Raw genomic sequence first — 18,425 nt, 5'->3', positions numbered from 1 at the left:
TATTAAGTTAAAACCTTTGAACAGAGAAAGAATTATGGGATTGAACTTGACGAATAGCATAACAACAGATTTAATGAAGATAATGGGATACAAGACTTTATATCCACCACAAAAGTTAGCTTTAGAAAAAGATTTAGAAAACGGAAAAAGCTTATTAATTGCATCTCCAACTGCCTCAGGAAAAACATTTGTTGCATTAGACGCTATAATAAATTCTTTAAGCAGAGGAGAAAACAGAAGAGCGGTATATACTGCACCATTAAGAAGTATTGCATCTCAAAAATATAAAGAATTTAAAAAAATTGAAGAAATGGGATATAAAGTAAGGCTTAGTATTGGAGACTATGAAGCAGGTCCTCCAAAGGCAGATGTTTTAATAACAACTTATGAACGGCTTGACTCTATTATAAGAAATTCTCCAGATATTTTGAAACAAATTGGATGTATTGTTATAGATGAAGTTCATTATGTAGATGATGAAAAAAGAGGACCAATTTTAGAAACTTTAATATCAAAAATATTATATAAAAGTCCAGACTTACAAGTAGTTGCATTAAGTGCGACTGTACCAAATGCTGATGAAATAGCTAAGTGGTTAAATGCTGATTTAGTTTATTCCTCATGGAGGCCAGTTCCACTTTATGAAGGAGTTTATAAAGATGGAATAATTGAGTTCTCTGATAATAAAAAGAAAGAAATTGATATAATATCTAAAGAGCCTAGTATAGATTTAGCTATAGATGCATCTAATAATAAAGGACAATCTCTAATTTTTGCTCAATCAAGAAAAAGGGTTGTGCAACTCGCTAAAAAGGCATCATCATATCATCAATATTACAGTTATGATAAAATTTTAGCAAAAAAATATGCAAAGAAAATAATTTCAACAGGGGGGCCAAAGAGCCTAAGAGATGAATTAGCCCAGCTTATTTTAAATGGAGTATCTTATCACCATGCAGGGCTTTCGAATGAGCAAAGAAGCATCGTGGAAGAAGCTTTTGCAAATAATGCTGTATCAGTAATAGTTGCTACTCCTACTCTTGCAGCAGGTGTAAATTTGCCTGCAAGAAGAGTTATAGTAGATGAATATTATAGATATGAAAGAGGCTATAGATCTCCAATAAAAGTTTCTGAATATAAACAACTGGCAGGTAGAGCAGGAAGACCTGGTCTAGATCCTTACGGCGAGGCAATAATAGTTGCTAAAAAATCTGATAGTTCAGAAGAACTAATTCAAGTATACATAAATGGAAGTTTGGAAAAACTTGAAAGTAAGCTTTCTGGACTTAGAGGACTAAGACATTCAGTTTTAGGGGCTATAGCATCAGGCATTTCTAATGATGAAGATAGCATAATAAACTTACATAAAAAAACTTTATATTATATGCAAAGAGGAGAAAAAACTATTTCACGTTTATTAAATACTGCTATAAAGCAGTTAATTGATTGGGGTTTAATACAGGAGGATAATAACAAGCTATTTTCTACAAATTTAGGTTATGTTACGTCAAAAACTTATATAGATCCAGAAAGCATACCAATTCTTAAAAGAATATTGGGCAAGGTAAAGAAATTTAACGAGACTATAATTTTATATATTATTTCATCGATGCCTGATATAAATCCCTTTATAGTAAGTAAATCAGAAGAAGATAAAATAATGGATAGAGTATTAGAGGACGCCCCTGAGCTTGTAGATATTGTAGAATGGATGGGTCCCGAGGAAATTGAAGTTATTAAAACAATGTTTGTGTTAAAGGATTGGATAAATGAGGTTCCAGAAGACAAAATAACAGAAAATTATAATATAGGTCCTGGAGATATAGCTTCTTTAATTGATAATGCTAAGTGGATAGCAAGATCCTTAGGAGAAATATTAGAAGTTATTGGTATTCCTAATGATGTAGTTGCACAATTTAAGTTAATGGAAAAAAGAATCGAGAGCGGAATTAAACCAGAGCTATTTGAACTGATATCTATACCTGAAATAGGTCGTGTGAGGGCAAGAAGGCTCTATAATTCTGGTTACAAGAGTCTTGCTGATTTAGCAACTGCTAATCCTAAGGATCTATTAAAAATTAATGGTATAGGACCATCAATCGTTTCAAAAATATTAGAATACTTTAATAGAAATGATGAGAGTAAAGAATATAAGAGAAACGATGAGGAGAGTCTAGACAGCTTTATTTAACTATAATCTCTTTGTTTATATTCATACTATCATTGGCCATCATTTCTATAATCTCTTTACCTATATTTTCTTCTCCGAGTTCTTCGGGATATATTAAACCACTTCTCTTTATCTTCCCTTTTATAAATTCTATCGCTGAATAAGATAGAAAGCTCCCAGTTACTCTTGACATAGCTGTAAACTCATTTTCGGGTTTAGTTATTTGAGTGAACCTTATTCCTTTATTTTGAGTAAACGCTTCTACCACTAATACAACAATATCTTTTAAATTTGGTTTATAATTAGCAATAATATAGCTTAAAAATTCGTCTGCATAAATTTCTGCGTTGTTCATTTTAATTTTTTTATGATCTAAAAATCCGAGTTTATTAAGTCCTTCCATAAATTCAATGTGGCCTGGCCATCTTAGAGTATATTCTACTAAGTACTCTAAATTATTAAAAGTTTTTAATAGTGATCTTAAGCCGTCAGTTGGAAAATATTCAAGTTCTCCTACTCCTTTTACATATATTTTTCCTTTCTCACTCTTTAACGGATCAATTTCCATAATTTTTCTATTTGAAATAAATCTGGCCTTTCTTCTATATTCATCTATTAGATCCATTGTATTCCAGCTTGCTATTATTCCTAATGGAGGATCTGGTTTTTCAGTAATACCTCCGACATAGATTACCCCTCTATTAATTTCTCCTATTTCATTTTTTGCATAAGAAATTAACATGTTTGATAACCCAGGTGCAACACCAGCATCTAGCAAAACAGATAATCCTTCTTTTTCAGCAATTTCTCCAATATCAGAAGGGTCTTCAGGGAAAAATGAGACATCAACAACGTTTTTCCCTGATTCCACTAAGTTTTTTAATGCTTTATGTGCGACGCTACCTGGTAGAGACGTTACTACAAGATCTATATTCGACAATGATGACATAACTTCATTTTTGTTTAACGCATTAACTTTTTTATAATTTAAGTTAAGTTCTTTTGCAGTATTTTTCAAGATATCTTCGTTATAATCAAAAAGGGTTACATTAAACCCTTCTCTCTTTAATAAAAAGGCCGCTCTTTTTCCTACATTTCCTATTCCCAAAACACCTATGTTAACCATTTACCGACCCTCAGCAGTTCCAACAATCATCAAATATCAGTCGACCCTCTTATTAACTTCATTGGTCGGCATTAATTATTTATAATAGAAAGAGGTTATATTTTAATGTTTGGCCTTGATCTTTCGTTTAAGTTCAATGGTATATGGGGATTGTAGCCTAATGAATACCTAACTTTTTCCAAAAACTCCTCTAATCTTTTACTGAAATATTCTATTCCAGATACATTTAATGTTTTATTTAACTCCATTCTTATTCTTAATGCCTTACTCAAGTCTGAAAGAAGCTTAGCTTCGTAATCAAGCCCACTATACGGCCTTCTTATAAAATCTTTTTTCTGATCATACTGTAATAGTGAAGATAATTCTTCTAAACTGTTTTCCATAGATTCGTTTTCTATGGAATATGGAATTTTAAGATAAAGATCCTCTACCCTAATTACAACCTTTATAATCGCTTTATTTATAGTTTCACCCATCTTTTTACCCATTTTTAATTAGTCAGTCAGAGCCATTAAACTTATTTTTCAATAGGAGTTGAGAATAGATTTATTATGAAGCTCTCTATTTTTACCCTTTTAAAGGGCCCGGACCGGGATTCGAACCCGGGACTTCTCGGTCCACAGCCGAGCGCTCTAACCAGCTGAGCTATCCGGGCCATGAATCTGATCGGGCCCAGGAATTGTATGTGGTAACAAGGTTTATTAAATTGTTTTCCTTTAATTTAATTAATATATTAAAAAATAAAAAATAATGTTCTAAAGCTTTAATTAGATTATATTTAGTGGTGATAAGAATGCAGGAAATAGAACCCAGAAAAATAGCAAACAACACATGGATTATAGAAAGAAATGGTTGTATGAGAGTACCATCAGTAATTTATGCTGATGATATATTAATAGAAAAAATGAAACAAGATCAAACATTGAAGCAATCAATGAATGTTGCATGCCTCCAAGGTATACAAAAGTATAGTTTGGTTATGCCAGATGGTCATCAGGGCTATGGTTTCCCGATAGGAGGAGTAGCAGCTATGGCTATCGATGAAGGAGGAGTAATAAGCCCTGGTGGAGTCGGATATGATATAAATTGTGGAGTTAGATTGATAAAAACAAATTTAACTTTAAAAGATGTAATGCCGAAGATTAAAGATCTTGTCAATTTAATTTATGAAAATGTTCCAAGCGGTCTTGGAAGTACTGGAAAACTAAAGTTGACAAATAACGAACTAACAGAAGTATTAAATTATGGGGCTAAATGGGCTGTTGAAAAAGGTTATGGATGGGAAAAAGATATCGAATTTATAGAAGAAAACGGTGCATGGAAGCTTGCTGACGCTACAAAGGTAAGTAATTCTGCAAGAAAAAGAGGGTCTAATGAACTTGGAACATTAGGCAGTGGAAATCATTTTTTGGAAGTTCAGTATGTCGATAAAGTTTTTGATGAAAGGCTTGCAAAAGCATATGGTATATTTGAAAATCAGGTTACGATAATGATACATACAGGGAGTAGAGGATTAGGACATCAAGTTGCAAGCGATTATTTGCAAATAATGGAAAGGGCTATGAGAAGATATAATACAATACCTCCGGACAGGGAACTTGCAAGCATACCATATAATTCTCCAGAAGCACAGGATTATTCAAAGGCTATGGCATCTGCAGCAAATTATGCTTGGGCCAATAGACAAATTATAATGCATTGGACTAGAGAAAGCTTCGCTCACGTATTTCATACAGATCCAGAAAACTTAGAAATGAATTTAGTTTATGATGTGGCCCATAATATAGCAAAAATAGAGGAGTACGAAATAGATGGCAAAAAGAAAAAAGTGGTAGTTCATAGAAAAGGAGCAACCAGGGCATTCCCTCCAGGTAGTCCTGAAATTCCTGCTAAATATAGAGAATATGGGCAACCTGTATTAATACCAGGAAGTATGGGAACAGCAAGTTACATATTAGCTGGAATTGACACAGGTGTTAAATCATGGTTTACTGCACCTCATGGGGCAGGTAGACAACTCAGCAGGACATCTGCTAAGAAGGAGAAAAGCTATAAAGATGTTGTTGATGATTTAAATAGGAAAGGTATATACTTAAAGGCAAGTAATGTTTCAACCGTAATTGAAGAAATGCCCGAGGCATATAAAAATGTAGACAATGTAGCTGAAACTGCAGCCTCTGTAGGAATAGCTAAGTTAGTTGCTAGGATGAGACCTATAGGCGTAACAAAAGGTTAAAACCGGTTATGGTCTTTTATGTATAGAGATAATTGAAAATCATTTTTATTTTTAAGTAAAGCTTTATAAACTAGATACGCCCCTACTGCCTTGAAAAGGTGCTAAAGATGGGGCATCGTAAGAAATCAGCAGCACGTCGTGGTAGCCTAGGATTCTACCCTAGACAAAGAGCAGAAGAATTTGTACCAAGAATTAAGTCATGGCCTGTATTATCAATTCAAGAGCCAAAACTTTTAGGTTTTATCGGATATAAGGTAGGAATGACACACGTATTTATGATAGAAAATAGACAAGGTTTACCAACATATGGAAAAGAAGTAATGAAGCCTGTAACAGTTGTTGAAGTTCCTCCTGTATATGTTTTAGCTGTTAGGGGATACGCTTTAGATACAAATAAAGGTCTATATCCATTAACTGAGGCTTGGAGTAAAGTACCTGAGGATTTAGAGCTTGAAAGAAGAATAAGTACATTAGGTAGCTTTGATACTGAAGGATCTATAAAAGAGTTACAGAAAAGCTTGAGTGAACTAAAAGAAATAAGAGTCCTTATAGCTTCGCAACCAAAGCTAACTGGTGGTCTAAGCAAGAAAAAACCGGATGTAATAGAAGTGAAAGTTAATACTCCTTCAAATGATGTCAAAAAAGCTTTGGACTTTGCTATAAGTAAACTTGGCCAACAGATATCAGTAAAGGATGTATTCCAAATAGGTCAAGTAGTAGACGTTTTAGCTGTCACTAAAGGTAAAGGATGGCAAGGCGTTATTAAAAGAGCTGGAGCAAAGCAATTGCCGAGATGGACGAAGCACAGAAAAGGAAGCAGAAAAATAGGAGCGAGAAGTCACGGATTAGGGACTTGGTGGGAAAATCCATCGCCAGGCCAATTGGGATTCCACAGAAGAACTGAATATAATAAAAGAATATTAGATATAGGTGATGATGGACTTAAAATAACTCCATCGGGAGGATTTGTTAATTATGGAGTCGTTAAAAGTTCTTACATTATACTAGACGGTTCAATACCAGGAACTGTTAAGAGGCCTGTAGTATTAAGATACCCAATAAGGCCTCCTGTATGGTATTTAACTATGGGAATTAAGAAGCCTCAAATTACTTATATTAGTTTATCAAGTAAGCAGGGTGTATGATTATGGCAACAATTAATTCTTCAATGATATTTTATTTGTCTCCTAAAGTATCAGTTAGTAAATATAATATAAAAGGAGAAGAAGATGGACAGATAGAATTACCTGATGTTTTTAGAATGCCGGTAAGGAGAGATTTAATATTAAGGGCATTTTTAAGCGAATTTACTGCATCTATTCAACCAAAAGCTAGGGATCCTATGGCTGGTAAGAGGACTACAGCTAGGAGCATAGGAATTGGTCATGGTGTCGCTAGAGTTCCTAGGATAAAAGGAGGAATGAGAGCTGCATTTGCACCTATGGTTAGGAAAGGTAGAGCTGCATTTCCACCAAGATTAGATGAAAAAATATATGAAGATATAAATAAAAAGGAAAAAAGGTTAGCTATTATGAGCTCATTAGCTGCAACAGCTATATTAGATTTAGTTAAAGAGAGAGGGCATGAATTTGATGCTAAGACAGTACCTCTAGTAATTAGTTCAGATGTTTTAAACGAGATAAAGAAAACAAAAGATGCTAAGGAATTTCTAACTAAAATAGGTGTCTATAAAGATATAGAAAGAGCTTCAGAAAGAATAAAAGTAAGGGCTGGAAAGGGGAAGATGAGAGGTAGAACTTACAAAGGAGTTAAAAGTATATTATTCATAGTCGAAGATTATAAGTCTCCTTTTGCAAGAGCTGTTATAAATATGCCTGGTGTTGATGTAGTTAAGCCAGAAATTGTTAGTGTTATGCATTTGTCTCCTGGAGGTGTACCAGGGAGGCTGACTGTAATAACTACTGAAGCATTAAATTATTTAGGTAAGAGATTTAGTTTAGGTGATTGAATATGGAAGATATTATTTTAAAGATAGTTATGAGTGAAAAGGCATCAAGATTAATGGAAGAAAGCAACACATTAACTTTTATTGTTGCGAGAGATGCAAATAAGCAAAAAATTAGGGAAGCCATAGAAAACTTATATAATGTTAAGGTAGATTCTGTTAAGACTCTTATAACTCCTAGAGGAGAAAAGAAGGCTATGGTAAGGTTATCAAAAGAATACAAAGCAACTGATATAGCTACAAAGTTTGGATTGCTATAATTTTTTAAATTATGTAGATTCAATTTTCTTTTCTTTGTTTTCAACTATATCCATAAACTTCTTTGATATTTCCATAAACATTTTAGATGCTTCTAAATCAGGGTAATCTATAAAGAATGCTATACCATTATCGTTGCTTTCTCTTATTTTTGGATCGATTGGTATTTTCCCTAAGAATGGTATGTTATATTCTTTAGAAATTTCTTCTGCAGCCCCCTTTCCAAAGATATAATATGTTTTTCCATCATCGCATTTGAAATAGCTCATATTTTCTACGATTCCTATAATAGGTACATTTAGCTTTTGAGCGAAATTTGCTGCTTTCTTTACTACATATTTTGAAACTTCACTTGGTATAGTTACTAGTAAAAATCCAGTTAAATGTGGTATTATTTGTGCAATTGTTAATTGCTCGTCGCCTGTCCCTGGAGGAAGATCTATTAAAAGGTATTCTACTCCTTCCCAATCAGTATATGCTAATAGCTGTCTTATAGCAGTAGTCTTTAAGGAACCTCTCCAAATAACTGGAGTATCTTCTTGAGGTAGCATTAGACCTACTGAAATTACTTTTACTCCATGCTTACTTATAGCTGGAATTATTGAACCATCATCCTTAGCTAATAAGCCCTTTGATAGGTTTACGCCAAGCATTTTTGGTATGCTTGGTCCATGAAAGTCAGCATCTAATATGGCTACATTTTTACCTAATGAGCTGAGAGCTATTGCCAGATTTGAAGTGACAAAGGATTTCCCTACACCACCTTTACTGCTGAGAATTGCAATTTTATACGGTATTTTTTTCATTTTTTCAACTACTTTTTTTTGTTCATCTTGCATTGCTTTCATTCTTTGGGCTTGTTCTTTATAATCGTAAGCCGCTGTCTTTGAAGATTTTTCTTTAAATTCCTCGTTCTTAATTCTAAAGCTCAATCTAAACACCAAAAATATTATAAAAAGGAAAAGAATTATATGCTTATATATAAAAAAGGTTATAGTTTTCCAATGCTATCAGGTATTCTTATCCTTATAGATTGGAACCCTTCTCCCTTGTTGGCTGCTATTATATCGAATTCTTCTGGTTTTGGTGGATGTTCATACAGATATTTTAGGTTTATAAATGCATTATATATGTGTGGGACATCTTTGCCAAGCCTATCATTAAATACGGAAACATACTCAACTATGCCATCTGGATTTATTATTACTGTTCCTCTTCTAGTCATACCGCTTGTTGGATTCAAGAATCCATAAGCTGATGAAATTTCTTTTTTAATGTCGTCAACTAAGGGGAATTTAACTTTGCTAACTCTCGGGCTTGTTTCTACCCAAACTTTATGGGAATATACTGAATCAGTGCTAATACCTAGGATTTCAGCATTGTTTTCCTTAAACTTTTCATAATGCGCCTGGAATGCCTCTAAGTCTGTTGCGCACACAAATGTAAAGTCTCCTGGATGGAATGTTAGTATAACCCATTTTCCTTTATAATCGCTAAGTTTTATTTCTTTAACCTTATTTTCTGCAGGGAAATAAGCCCTAGATTTAAATTCAGGTGCCTGTACTCCAACATCTATCATTTCTTTCACCAATATATATTATAAATTTAGTAGTATAAAAATCTTTCTACATAAAAATTGTTTTCAACTACTTTATATATTAAGAAATTCTGTTATAATATTTTTTGTTACTTTTAACGCCATTTTTAAATCATAAACTTTGACGTATTCGTTATATGAATGAGCTAAAAATAGTTCTCCCGGACCATATATAATAGTTGGTATTCCTATTGCTCTTAGGTATCTTCCATCAGTTGCTCCTGATTCTATATGAAGTTCAGGTTTTTTATTTAGAATTTTTTCTACAGAATTTAATGCAATTTTAGTAATTCTCTCTTCTGTTGAGGTGAAGTTTGATTCGCTTGTGTCTATAGGATATATTTCTGCAATTCCATTAAGTTTATTTTTTAATAGGTTTCTTACGTTTTCGCATTTACAGCCTGGTGGAGTCCTCATATCTAATTCCAACTCACAATAATCTGGAACCATGTTAATCTTACTTCCTCCTTTTATAACACCTGGATTAAATGACACTGATTTGAGTTGCTTTTCGATATCTTCAACAGAAATGTTTAGTTTCTTTTCTTTTATAACCGATTCATAAGTCTTTGATGTTTCTTTTATTGCAAATTCAACATCATTTGGAATAATTATTTTAGAATTAAGTTCATCAATAGTTTCTTTTGCTATATTTATGGCTTTGTACATATTTAATATAGCATTTTCTCCAAGTAGTGGCATACTTCCATGAGATGGTATTCCTTTAGTTAGAATCTTTGTTTGGCAAAGGCCTTTTTCACCTATAGAAACCCTATTATAGCCTGATGGCTCAGCTATTAATGCAGCATCCCCTTTAATCAAATTATTTTTCACTAACCCTTGCATACCAGCATGACCACCAACTTCTTCATCAGCAGAAGCTACAAAAATTAATGAACCTGTTGATTTTTCTATGATATCTGATAACTGTAGTGTAGCAACAAGTATAGTAGCTAAACCTCCTTTCATATCAGTCGCTCCTCTTCCAAAAATTTTATCATCAACTATTTTGCCCGAAAAAGGATCATAAATCCACTTGTTCTCATCTCCTGGAGGAACGACATCCATATGACCATTTAATATAAGTGTTGGTGATCCATTTCCTATTTTAGCAATCAGGTTTTGCTTGTTTTTTTCAAATTCATAAATTTCGAATTTAATTCCATTGTCATTAAGTAAATCTTTTATATAATCAACAACGCCCTTAGTATAACCTGGTGGGTTTTGAGAGTTGATTTTTATTAAATCCGAGGTAACCTTTACAACAAAATCTTCGTCCACATTCACCACCCAATTAAAATTTACTATTTGCTAATATATGTGATTCTGATTAAAATTTTTAAACTTCTATAAAATGATAAAACTTAGGTGGTCAACCTTTGTGGTAAAGGATTTAGTGAGGTATGACCTTTCGCAAGATAGGATTCCTGAGTTCTGGTACAATATATTACCTGATTTGCCTGAAAGTTTACCTGAACCAAAAGATGCTACTGGTAAGTCATTTGAAACATTGAAAATTGTTTTGCCAACAAAAGTTTTAGAATATGAGTTTTCTCAGGAGAGGTTCATAAAAATACCCGAAGAACTTTTGGAAAGATATTTGCAAGTAGGTAGGCCTACGCCAATAATAAGAGCAAAAAGATTAGAAGAAAAATTTGATAATGTCCTTAAAATTTATATGAAAATGGAAAGCTACACATATACTGGATCTCATAAAATTAACAGTGCACTTGCCCATGTATATTATGCAAGAAATGATAATGCTAAATTCGTATCAACAGAAACAGGAGCGGGACAATGGGGATCAGCAGTTTCATTAGCATCTGCTCTCTTCAAAATGAAAGCATACGTTTTTATGGTCAGAACAAGTTATTATGCTAAACCCTACAGAAAATACTTGATGATGATGTATGGAGCCAATGTTAATCCAAGTCCTTCAGAGTTAACAGATTTTGGTAGGGAATTGTTATTAAAGGATCCAAATCATCCAGGATCTTTAGGAATTGCAATTAGTGAGGCAGTAAAATATGCAATGGATAATGGTGGAAAATATGTTGTTGGAAGTGTTGTAAACTCAGATATAATGTTTAAAACTATAGCAGGTATGGAAGCTAAATTACAAATGGAGGAAATAGGTGAAGATCCCGATTATATAATAGGTGTTGTAGGTGGAGGGTCAAATTACGCAGCCCTTGCGTATCCATTTTTGGGAGAAGAGTTAAGAAAAGGTAAAGTGAGGAGAAAATATATAGCGTCAGGATCAACGGAAGTTCCTAAGATGACAAAAGGTATCTATAAGTATGATTTTCCAGATACGGCAATGATATTGCCTCAATTAAAGATGTATACTATCGGTAGTGACTTTATACCTCCGCCTATATATGCCGGCGGTTTGAGATATCATGCAGTTGCACCAACGTTAAGTCTTCTTATGAATAAAGGTATAGTTGAAGCAAGAGATTATAGCCAGGAAGAGACTTTTAAGTGGGCTAAAATGTTTGCAGAAACAGAAGGATATATACCTGCGCCAGAAACAGCTCACGCTCTACCTATTTTAGGTGAAATAGCTGAAAATGCTAAGAGAAATAAAGAGAAGAAAACAGTATTGATTAGCTTTTCAGGTCATGGTTTGCTAGATTTAGGAAACTATGCAGATGTATTGGGCTTTGATAAAAAATAATAATTTTTACAATATAGTTTTTATTATAATTTTTATTTAATATATGATTTAATATATGCGCCACCCTGTTTTTAACCTGTTGATTAGATTTGTCCTCCACATCCAGCCCAACCAGGAGCCAACTAGCACCAGCCCAAGGTTGACCTGCAGCCTCGGGCTGTTGGGAGTGGCAGGCTGAATCGCTCGAGCTTTCGCCCTCGCGACTTACACCCCCACCCCATCAAACCCGTATTTTACGGGAGCCCTCGCTGTCCTCCAGCTTGCGCTGGAAGGCAGATGGCCGTCTCTTTTCGGGTCAGGGTTCTCGCTTAGATGCTTTCAGCGATAACCCCTTACGGCGTGGCTGCCCGGCGTTGCCCACCAGGACAACCGGTACACTAGAGGCCGCGGCACCCCGTTCCTCTCGTACTAGGGGTACCTCCCCCTCAGACGGCCGACACCTCCTGCGGGTAGAGACCGACCTGTCTCACGACGGTCTGAACCCAGCTCACGTTCCCCTTTAATGGGCGGGCAGCCCCACCCTTGGAAGCTGCTGCACTCCCAGGATGGGAAAAGCCGACATCGATGAAGCAAACCGCGGGGTCGATAGGAGCTCTCGCCCGCGACGACTCTGTTATCCCCGGGGTAACTTTTCCGTCGTGCCCGGCCCCCACCAAGAGGGGCACGAGCGTGCGCTAGGCCACGGTTTCCCGTCTGGATCCCTTGCCATCAAGGATCCAGTCAGGCCGGCTTTTGCCCTTACGCTCTACGGCGGGTTTCTGACCCACCTGAGCCGACCTTTGGGCGCCTGTGTTAATTTTTCGCAGGCGTGCCGCCCCAGCCGAACCGCCCACCTAACGGTGTCCCCTTTCGGGTTAGGCTCTCAAGTAGAGACGGGTGGTGTTTCATTGTCGCCTCGTTACTTCCCGAAGGAAGTAACTCATCGGCTCCCACCTACGCTACGCGGCTCTGCTCGAGAGTCAACGTCAGGCTGCGGTGAAGCTCCACGGGGTCTTCTCGCCCTGCAGGAGGTTGCGGGACTATGCACCCGCTCAGCGTGTTCGCGGGGCCCCAGGCCGGGACAGCGGGGACCTCGTTGATCCGTTCATGCGCGTCGGAACTTACCCGACAAGGCATTTGGCTACCTTAAGAGGGTCAGGGTTACCCCCGGCCTTCAGTGGGGCTTCGCCCGGTTGAACCCGGGTTTCACCTACCACCAGTGGCCAGGATTCACCCCCCGTACAAACCCTTTCGGGCTAGCGGGGAGCTATGTTTTTGTTAAACAGTCAGGTCCCCCTTGTTACTGCGACCTGCGATCCCTAGTTTCAGCTAAGAATCGCAGGCACCCCTTATCCCGAAGTTATGGGGCTAGTTTGCCGAGTTCCCTAGCCTAGGTTAACCCCCCTACGCCTTGGGCTCCTCACCCAGGGGCACCTGTGTCGGTTCTCGGTACGGTCGTGGAGGATCCTTCCTAGCTTCCTTTTCAAGGGTCCTGGGGCTCGGTGGAACCCACTAACGCAGGCCATTCCTTCCTTCAGCCAGTTCTCGCCATTACGGCACTTCCTGGCCTTAAGAAGTTAGCTGGATCGCCCCCTTAAGGAGGCCTCCAGTCCACCTACCCTAAGACGTTGGAAGCTAGGCCTTGGGTTGCCCCAAAACGTACCTCCACGGCACGGGAATGTTAACCCGTTTCCCTTTCCCGGATGTCGTGTTGCGCATCCGGTTAGGACCGGCTAACCCCCGGCCGACGATCGTTGCCGGGGAACCCTGGCCCTTACGGCGGCGGGGATTCCCACCCCGCTTCGCTGCTACTACCGCCGGGATCAGCACTCGGAATGGCTCCATAGGACCTCACGGCCCTACTTCTGCGCCATCCCGACGCCTGCCTACTATATACCCTCTAAATGAGGGTAATCCAAGGTCTCGGCGGCCGGCTTAAGCCCCGACTAATCTTCAGGGCCCCCTGCCTCGGCGGGTGAGCTGTTACGCACTCCTTAGAGGATGGCTGCTGTTGGGCCCACCTCCCCGCTGTCTTAGGCAAGGGACGCCTTTTCCCTTAGCACTTAGCCGGCACTTAGGGGCCTTAACCTTGGTCCGGGTTGAGCCCCTCTCGGCCCTCAGCCTTATGCCGAGGAACCCCACTCCCGCCTTCTTCGGTAGCTGCAGGTTCGGAGTTTGACTGGGCTGCGAGGACTTTCGTCCTCTGCTCACCCAATCCGTAGCTCTACCCCACAGCTTGCCTCCAGCGGGGCTGTGCTGCGACACACTTCGGCAGGAACCAGCTATCACCGAGCTAGATTGGCCTTTTACCCCTAGGCGGAGGTCATGGGAACGATTTGCACGTCAGAACCCTTTCGGGCCTCCACCGGAGTTTCCTCCGGCTTCGCCCTGCCACCGCCTAGATCGCTCGGTTTCGGGTTTTACGGCCGTGACTACAGGCCCGTTAAGACCTCGCCCCTCGCCAGCAAAGCTGGTTGCGGGCATGTCGGTTTCCCTCCGCCTTCAGGGTTAACCCCTTTAGGCTTGCCACGACCGTAAACTCCCCGGCCCGTGTTTCAAGACGGAAGGTATGACCCCGGTCTGGAATCCTCGTACTTCCTGGTCGCCCAGGTTTCCTTCGGACCCTTCTTCCCTTTAGGGCCATACCCTTTGTAACCGCCTGGTTTCAGGCTCTTTTAACCCCCCGACAAGGGGTTCTTTTCAGCTTTCCCTCACGGTACTAATTACGCTATCGGTCTCCGGTTGTGTTTAGCCTTGGAGGTTGGTGCCCCCCACCTTCCTACGGCAAAACCGAGCCGTAGTACTCTCCTCCATAGCGCAGGCCAGCATGATTTAACCTACGGGGCTATAACCCTCTACGGCTGACCTTTTCAGGTCATTCGGCTATCATGCCTAGGCCTGTTGGGCTTTAAACCCAGCTATGGAGGCAGTGACACCTCATCTCCCTATGGTCGTCCCATAGGGAATTGGTTTGGGCTCTCCCCCTTTCGGTCGCCCCTACTAAGGGGATCTCGATTGATTTCTCTTCCTTCCCCTACTAAGATGTTTCCGTTCGGGGAGTTCCCGTCCCTTACGGGACGCATGGAGCTGTTAACTCCATGCAGGAAGTCCCATTCGGGATCCCTGGGTTCTAAGGCTGCTTGCGCCTCCCCCAGGAATATCGCAGCTTGCCGCGCCCTTCTTCGGCACCGGAGCCAAGCCATCCGCCAGGCGGCGTAGTCGCCGCAGGGCCTAGGGTTGGTAACTAGTTGGTACCCCTGGGCAGGCTGGATGTAGATTTGGACATCCAACCAGCCAGGTGTCTACAGGGTGGCGCTCACCGGAAGTTTAATGTAACTTCCTAACGCCCTTCACTCACAAGATTATCCTTGTGAGTTGCATACGGCATAGAGCTTTGACCAACAGGAACTTTCACGTGCTAAGGTGCTTCCCGCCGCAAAGGAGGTGATCCAGCCGCAGGTTCCCCTACGGCTACCTTGTTACGACTTCTCCCTCCTCGAGAGGGGAAGGTTCGACCTCTTCCCTGGAGGAAGGGGCCTCACCTTCCCCTCTCTCGGATGGAGCGACGGGCAGTGTGTACAAGGGGCAGGGACGTATTCACCGCGCGATGATGACGCGCGGTTACTAGGGATTCCAGGTTCATGAGGGCGAGTTGCAGCCCTCAATCCCAACTACGGCGGGGTTTCAGGGATTGCCTTCCCCTTTCGGGGTCGGAACCCGCTGTCCCCGTCATTGTAGCCCGCGTGCAGCCCGGGAGTTTAGGGGCATGCTGACCTGCCGTGGCCCCCTCCTTCCTCCGCCTTAGCGGCGGCAGTCCCCTTAGTGTGCCCCCATAGTCTCCTATGGGATAGCAACTAAGGGCGGGGGTCTCGCTCGTTGCCTGACTTAACAGGACACTTCACAGCACGAGCTGGCGACGGCCGTGCACCTCCCCTCAGCGTGTCGGGCAAGGTCGTTAGCCTGGCCGTCATCCTGCTGTCGCTCCCGGTGGAGGTTCCCGGCGTTGACTCCAATTGAGCCGCAGGCTCCACCCCTTGTGTGCCCCCCCGCCAATTCCTTTAAGTTTCAGCCTTGCGGCCGTACTCCCCAGGCGGCAGGCTTAACGGCTTCCCTGCGGCACTAGATGGGCACTAACGCCCATCTAACACCTAGCCTGCATCGTTTACAGCTGGGACTACCCGGGTATCTAATCCGGTTCGCTCCCCCAGCTTTCGCCCCTCACCGTCGGGCGCGTTCCAGCCGGGCGCCTTCGCCACTGGTGGTCCTCCTAGGATTATCGGATTTCGCCCCTACCCTAGGAGTACCCCCGGCCTTTCCCGCCCCCTAGCCTAGCAGTATCCTCTCCACTCTCCGGGTTAGGCCCGGAGCTTTCAGAGAGGACTTGCTAGACCGGCTACGGGCGCTTTAGGCCCAGTAATCGTCCTGACCACTCGCGGGGCTGGTATTACCGCGGCGGCTGACACCAGTCTTGCCCCCCGCTTATTCCCTCGCCCCCTTACAGCGAGGAAAAGCTCCCTTAACGGGAGCACTTGGGGTAACCCTGTCACGGTTTCCCGCATTGCAGAGGTTTCGCGCCTGGTGCGCCCCGTAGGGCCTGGACCCTTGTCTCAGGGTCCATCTGGGGGCTCCCCCTCCCAGGGCCCCTACCCGTCGTAGGCTTGGCGGGCCATTACCCCGCCAACTACCATGATGGGCCGTAGCCCCATCCTCGGGCAGACCTTAGGCAGTAACCCCCTAAGATCTCTTTAAGTGAGGAACCATTCCAGGACTCCTCACCTATCCGGGTTTAGCTCCAGTTTCCCGGAGTTATCCCAGTCCCGAGGGTAGGTTAGCTACGTGTTACTCAGCCGTGCGTCACGCCCTATAGTGATAGGGCGTTCGGCTCCCATGGCTTAGCCTTACCCCAATAGCAGTCAGGTCCGGCAGGATCAACCGGAGTTACGGTCGCAAGGGACCGTAGGCGGTAGAGCACCTTAGCTCTTCGTGGCCCCTGTTGACCAAAGCCCCAGTCGGATCAAAGCGGCCCTAAGATACCTTTCTTAGGGTTTGCTTAGACCCCCATCTTTAATTGCTCACCGGCTCAGTTTCTGCTGAGTCGCGAGTATTCTATTAGTGTTTGCAGGGTATTTAACACTTACGCTGTGGTATTATTAAATAATCCTATATAACTTCTTTAATGAAATGCACCCGCAGCCTGAGGCTGTATCTTCATCCCGGGAAGCACTTCCCTGTTAGTACAGCGCCGCCGGGCTATAGGCTGCGGGCTAATTATATTGTATAAATCTAAAACTATTAAGCTGATAATATTTTCAATTTTTTGAAGTTCTTTAAGCAATAGTTTTAAAATACTTTGTTGTTATTTTATTGCGAAAAGACTATTTTTGAGAAGTTCATATAATCGTTATAAAATATTGTTTAGCGATAAAATTGTCATAAACAAGAATGAGCCAATAAATAGTTTTCTGTGAACAGTTATATTATTCTATCAGAAGATCTTTGAGTTTTAGCTATTTTAATGCACGATTTAGATAATAATTAAAAATAGATAAGTTAGAAACTTTCATAATTATAGTATTTAAACAATTTTATTAGTTTTTATTGTAAAAAATCACATGTTAGTGCATTTTTCCATATAATCGGCATTAACTAATATCTCAAAAAAGGGTGCTGCCTTCATAACAATTCTTAATGGTTCTATTTTAACAAATCTGCCTTCTGAAGTAATTACAGGCTCAATGTTTATTACGTTATCATAGAAGTTTATTAAAGGTATTTCCAATAAATTTTCTTTTGTACCTCTTGTAAAATAAAAGCTTGTTATTCCATTAACCATTCTTTTTATCATATTGTTGTATTGTGAGTTAATAAAAGATTCCCTACTAGTTAAGTCATAAAGCGTCTCTAGACCTTCAACAACTACTATATCTGCTTTGACTTGTTCCTCTAATCTGTTTACCAAATAATAAAGTTGATCTACAGAATACTTTGTAGGGTTTATAGCAACTGTATTTATGAGGTTCATAATTTCTTTGCTATTTGAAAATAAATTTTTGGCACATATTTCGAATCTGTCTTTTATTGTTTTTTCTCCATGTAAATATGATCTATAAATGACTTTGAATTTTTCAGAAAGGATTATATTGGTGCCTAAAGCGCTTGATATTATTAAGGGGTCTATGCTTGGGTGAACAACAAATAGTGTTTGAGATCCTTTAGGGAAATCTATTTTATAATCGCTATATTTGAATTTTAATTTTATAACGCTTTCCGGATTTGTGGCTGATGGCATACCCTCAATACTCTCAGGCTTATTTATGACTATCGTATCGTTAGGGACTATTATAAATGGTACCTCTCCTACGCTTATTTCATTCCCCCTCATTTTTCTTATTTCCATAAGCCTTATCAATTTC

General features: G+C 40.3%; 11 protein-coding genes, 1 tRNA gene, 2 rRNA genes and 1 pseudogene. 6 read left to right on the top strand and 9 right to left on the bottom strand.

The features are described from left to right. Positions 1-16 precede the first annotated feature (16 nt). Positions 17-2,191, top strand: a complete 2,175-nt coding sequence (locus ACP5GV_RS03175; RefSeq protein ID WP_428102211.1) for a DEAD/DEAH box helicase — start codon at positions 17-19, stop codon at positions 2,189-2,191. Here ACP5GV_RS03175 and ACP5GV_RS03170 read toward each other — a convergent pair. The 3 genes from ACP5GV_RS03170 to ACP5GV_RS03160 form a co-directional block, all read right to left on the bottom strand. Further along, a complete protein-coding gene (locus tag ACP5GV_RS03170) occupies positions 2,184-3,296 on the bottom strand; it encodes a saccharopine dehydrogenase family protein (RefSeq protein WP_428090179.1) in 1,113 nt (370 codons plus the stop codon). The two genes, ACP5GV_RS03175 and ACP5GV_RS03170, sit on opposite strands and share 8 nt — an antisense overlap. Before the next feature lie 95 nt (positions 3,297-3,391). After that, entirely contained in the window at positions 3,392-3,784 is a 393-nt protein-coding gene (locus tag ACP5GV_RS03165; RefSeq protein ID WP_292319760.1) for a hypothetical protein, read from the bottom strand. Positions 3,785-3,877: 93 nt separating this feature from the next. Further along, positions 3,878-3,951: transfer RNA gene (locus ACP5GV_RS03160), tRNA-His, on the bottom strand. 138 nt (positions 3,952-4,089) lie between these two features. Here ACP5GV_RS03160 and ACP5GV_RS03155 point away from each other — a divergent pair. The 4 genes from ACP5GV_RS03155 (at position 4,090) to ACP5GV_RS03140 (ending at position 7,758) form a co-directional block, all read left to right on the top strand. Then, a complete protein-coding gene (locus tag ACP5GV_RS03155; RefSeq protein WP_428102209.1) occupies positions 4,090-5,532 on the top strand; it encodes an RtcB family protein in 1,443 nt (480 codons plus the stop codon). A 107-nt stretch (positions 5,533-5,639) separates the two neighbouring features. Continuing rightward, entirely contained in the window at positions 5,640-6,677 is a 1,038-nt protein-coding gene (locus ACP5GV_RS03150) for a 50S ribosomal protein L3 (RefSeq protein ID WP_428068688.1), read from the top strand. 2 nt (positions 6,678-6,679) lie between these two features. After that, positions 6,680-7,501 carry a 50S ribosomal protein L4 gene (gene rpl4p / locus ACP5GV_RS03145; protein ID WP_428068690.1) on the top strand — a complete coding sequence of 274 codons (822 nt, stop codon included), beginning with the start codon at positions 6,680-6,682 and terminating at the stop codon, positions 7,499-7,501. A gap of 2 nt (positions 7,502-7,503) precedes the next feature. Further along, a complete protein-coding gene (locus ACP5GV_RS03140; protein WP_428102206.1) occupies positions 7,504-7,758 on the top strand; it encodes a 50S ribosomal protein L23 in 255 nt (84 codons plus the stop codon). A 9-nt stretch (positions 7,759-7,767) separates the two neighbouring features. Here ACP5GV_RS03140 and ACP5GV_RS03135 read toward each other — a convergent pair whose 3' ends face one another. The 3 genes from ACP5GV_RS03135 to ACP5GV_RS03125 all read right to left on the bottom strand — a co-directional run bounded on the left by ACP5GV_RS03135 (position 7,768) and on the right by ACP5GV_RS03125 (position 10,634). Continuing rightward, the gene (locus tag ACP5GV_RS03135; protein WP_428102204.1) at positions 7,768-8,697 is read right to left on the bottom strand and encodes an Mrp/NBP35 family ATP-binding protein; all 930 of its coding nucleotides are present in this window, start codon (positions 8,695-8,697) and stop codon (positions 7,768-7,770) included. Between the two features lie 50 nt (positions 8,698-8,747). Further along, positions 8,748-9,335 carry a peroxiredoxin gene (locus tag ACP5GV_RS03130; protein ID WP_292319755.1) on the bottom strand — a complete coding sequence of 196 codons (588 nt, stop codon included), beginning with the start codon at positions 9,333-9,335 and terminating at the stop codon, positions 8,748-8,750. 72 nt (positions 9,336-9,407) lie between these two features. Then, complete coding sequence (locus tag ACP5GV_RS03125; protein ID WP_428102201.1) at positions 9,408-10,634, bottom strand: M20 family metallopeptidase; 1,227 nt, start codon at positions 10,632-10,634, stop codon at positions 9,408-9,410. 100 nt (positions 10,635-10,734) lie between these two features. Between ACP5GV_RS03125 and ACP5GV_RS03120 the strand changes: the two genes are divergently transcribed. Next, the gene (locus tag ACP5GV_RS03120; protein WP_428068696.1) at positions 10,735-12,033 is read left to right on the top strand and encodes a TrpB-like pyridoxal phosphate-dependent enzyme; all 1,299 of its coding nucleotides are present in this window, start codon (positions 10,735-10,737) and stop codon (positions 12,031-12,033) included. 140 nt (positions 12,034-12,173) lie between these two features. Here the strand turns inward: ACP5GV_RS03120 and ACP5GV_RS03115 are convergent. From ACP5GV_RS03115 to ACP5GV_RS03105, 3 genes and pseudogenes are all read right to left on the bottom strand, one after another. Next, positions 12,174-15,244: ribosomal RNA gene (locus ACP5GV_RS03115) — 23S ribosomal RNA — on the bottom strand. A gap of 207 nt (positions 15,245-15,451) precedes the next feature. After that, a 16S ribosomal RNA gene (locus tag ACP5GV_RS03110) occupies positions 15,452-16,951 on the bottom strand. Together the 16S and 23S rRNA genes form the textbook arrangement of a ribosomal RNA operon. Positions 16,952-17,620: 669 nt before the next feature. After that, positions 17,621-18,425, bottom strand: a pseudogene (locus ACP5GV_RS03105) (RAD55 family ATPase); the annotation flags it as partial.

Origin of the sequence: Caldisphaera sp., assembly GCF_049974385.1 — an archaeon.
GTDB lineage: Archaea > Thermoproteota > Thermoprotei_A > Sulfolobales > Acidilobaceae > Caldisphaera.
The sequence above is the reverse complement of the archived record's forward strand: the minus strand, read 5'-3'. Positions and strand labels throughout refer to the sequence as shown.